This window comes from Halomonas llamarensis (assembly GCF_023555005.1).
GTDB lineage: Bacteria > Pseudomonadota > Gammaproteobacteria > Pseudomonadales > Halomonadaceae > Vreelandella > Vreelandella llamarensis.
In genome coordinates this window covers 1-2,320 of record NZ_JAMJPJ010000066.1, presented here as the reverse complement: position 1 = coordinate 2,320, position 2,320 = coordinate 1, and the positions used below count along the sequence as shown (strand labels likewise).

The window sequence follows — 2,320 nt, the reverse complement described above, 5'->3', positions numbered from 1 at the left end:
ACATCTTCTCACGTTGAGTTTTGCTGACCACACTGAGGCTTTCTTTATCCAGGAGATCCTCATGAACCACGAACTCAATGCCATGCAGGCTTTCTGGCTCGGCCATCTCTATCACGCGTCCGTCACCGAGAGGCCGCTAAGCCAGTATGCCGCGCAACAAGGGCTAACCTTAGCTGATCTATTGCTTTGGGAAAAACGCTTGAACGTACGCGGCCTGCCGGTGCCACCACGCCACCGTCCCGCTCGATTTGTCCAAGTGGCGGTGGCGCCGTGATTCGTCCAAGCACTGACCTGACCGTGTATCTGTGCCGTGAACCGGTCGACATGCGCAAGCAAATCGATGGCCTGGCCTTGCTGGTTCAGGAAGCCATGGAGCTGAACCCGTTCGATAAGGCGCTGTTTGTCTTTGGTAACCGTCAACGAGACAAGGTGAAGCTGTTGTTCTGGGAGCGTAATGGCTTTGTGGTGTGGTACAAGCGCCTGGAACGTGAACGTTTCAAGTGGCCAACGCACCTGGAAGGTGACTCGGTTACCCTGAGTGGCCAGGAGTTGAACTGGTTGCTGGATGGCTATGACCTGAAGGCAATGCAGCCTCATAAAGCATTGAATTTTCAGTGTGTTGGTTAGCTTTTTCGCTCCTATTTTGCCAGCGCTTTTGATAAACTAGGCGGTATGGAAAACGCCACTCCTTCCCCGCACTCAGTCGCTCGATTGCAACGCCAAGTACAGGCGCAGCAAGACGAGATCGCGCAGCTTCATCGCCTGATGGAGCGCAAGGAAGCACAGTGGGAAGCCACCAAACAATCCCTGTATGAACAGTTCCGCCTGGCATTAGAGCGCCAGTTTGGCCCCTCGACGGAAAAGTACGGCATCGGGCAGGGTGACCTCTTGATCAATGAGGCGGAACTGGCCGTCGATGAAGACGACAGTGCAAATGATGACGCTCAGGCTGACGCCGTTGATGAAGTGTCCTCTGAAAAATTTACTGATAACGCCGCTGCTCCGGCCAAAAAGCGCACCCGCGGTGGGCGTGTGGCACTGCCACCCGAACTGCCTCGCGTCGAGGTGGTTCACGAACTCGACGACGCCGAGCGTTGCTGCGCCGAGGACGGCACTGAGCTCAAGGTCATCGGCGAGGTCGTCAGCGAAGAGCTTCATGTGGTGCCCGCACGGGTCGAAGTCATCCGCCATGTGCGGCGCAAATACGCCTGCCCAACCTGCGAAGAAAACATCCAGACAGCCCCGGCACCGGCCAAACTCCTGCCCAAGAGCAATGCCAGTGCCACCCTGTTGGCTTACGTGGCCACCGCCAAGTACCAGGATGCTTTGCCGCTTTACCGGCAGAGCCAGATCTTTGCCCGGCACGGCGCCGAGATCCCGCGCAATACCCTGGCCCGTTGGATGATACAGGCGGGTGGGCGCCTATCACCGCTGATTGAGACGCTGCGGCAACATCTGCTGACATCACCCTTGATCCACATGGATGAGACCACGCTTCAGGTCAATCAAGAAGAGGAACGCAAGGCCAGCGCCAACTCCTATATGTGGGTGCAGCGAGGCGGGCCGCCTGGGCAACAGACCGTGCTGTTCGACTATGATCCCAGCCGTGCCGGGCGCGTTCCCATGCGCCTGCTGGACAACTATGCGGGTTGCCTAGTCACCGATGGCTATGAAGGCTACGCGGAGGTTGTGCGACGTAACGGCATAATGCACGCCGGTTGCTGGGCCCATGCACGACGCAAGTTCATTGAAGCTCAGAAGGTACAACCCAAGGGCAAGACCGGTAAGGCCGACTGGGTGATCAACCAGATGGGCAAACTCTATGCTGTGGAAAAACAGGCCAAAGCGCTCGATCCCGACGCGCGTCACGCGCTGCGCGAGCAGAAAAGTCAGCCCCTGATCGCTCAGTTGCGCACCTGGCTCGACAAGTCCCTGGCACAAGTGCTACCCAAAAGCACACTGGGTAAAGCGCTGCATTACCTGGATCATCAGTGGCCACGACTCACCCGGTTCCTGGACAATGGCCTGATACCGCTGGACAACAATCCGGCAGAGAACGCCATCCGCCCCTTCGTGGTCGGCCGCAAGAACTGGCTGTTCAGCCACACCCCAAGTGGCGCGCACGCCAGCGCAGCGATCTACAGCCTGATCGAAACCGCCAAGGCCAATGGCCTCTCACCCTATGAGTACCTGCGGTACGTCTTCGAAACACTGCCCACGCTCAACGACGACGAACTCACCACGCTGCTGCCCTGGCACTGGAAGGACACATTACCCAGCTGAGCCACGCCTGCCCAGATGTGGTTAATGGCTCGCTTAC

General features: G+C 58.1%; 3 protein-coding genes. All 3 read left to right on the top strand.

The genetic code is table 11. The features are described 5' to 3' along the window. Positions 1–274: hypothetical protein (locus M8006_RS17515; protein WP_250084473.1), on the top strand; the 274-nt coding region annotated here is incomplete at its 5' end. Continuing rightward, positions 271–627 carry an IS66 family insertion sequence element accessory protein TnpB gene (gene tnpB, locus M8006_RS17510; protein WP_250084471.1) on the top strand — a complete coding sequence of 119 codons (357 nt, stop codon included), beginning with the start codon at positions 271–273 and terminating at the stop codon, positions 625–627. The genes M8006_RS17515 and tnpB, both read left to right, overlap by 4 nt. 45 nt (positions 628–672) lie before the next feature. Continuing rightward, a complete protein-coding gene (gene tnpC / locus M8006_RS17505) occupies positions 673–2,283 on the top strand; it encodes an IS66 family transposase (RefSeq protein WP_250084469.1) in 1,611 nt (536 codons plus the stop codon). Positions 2,284–2,320: the final 37 nt, after the last annotated feature.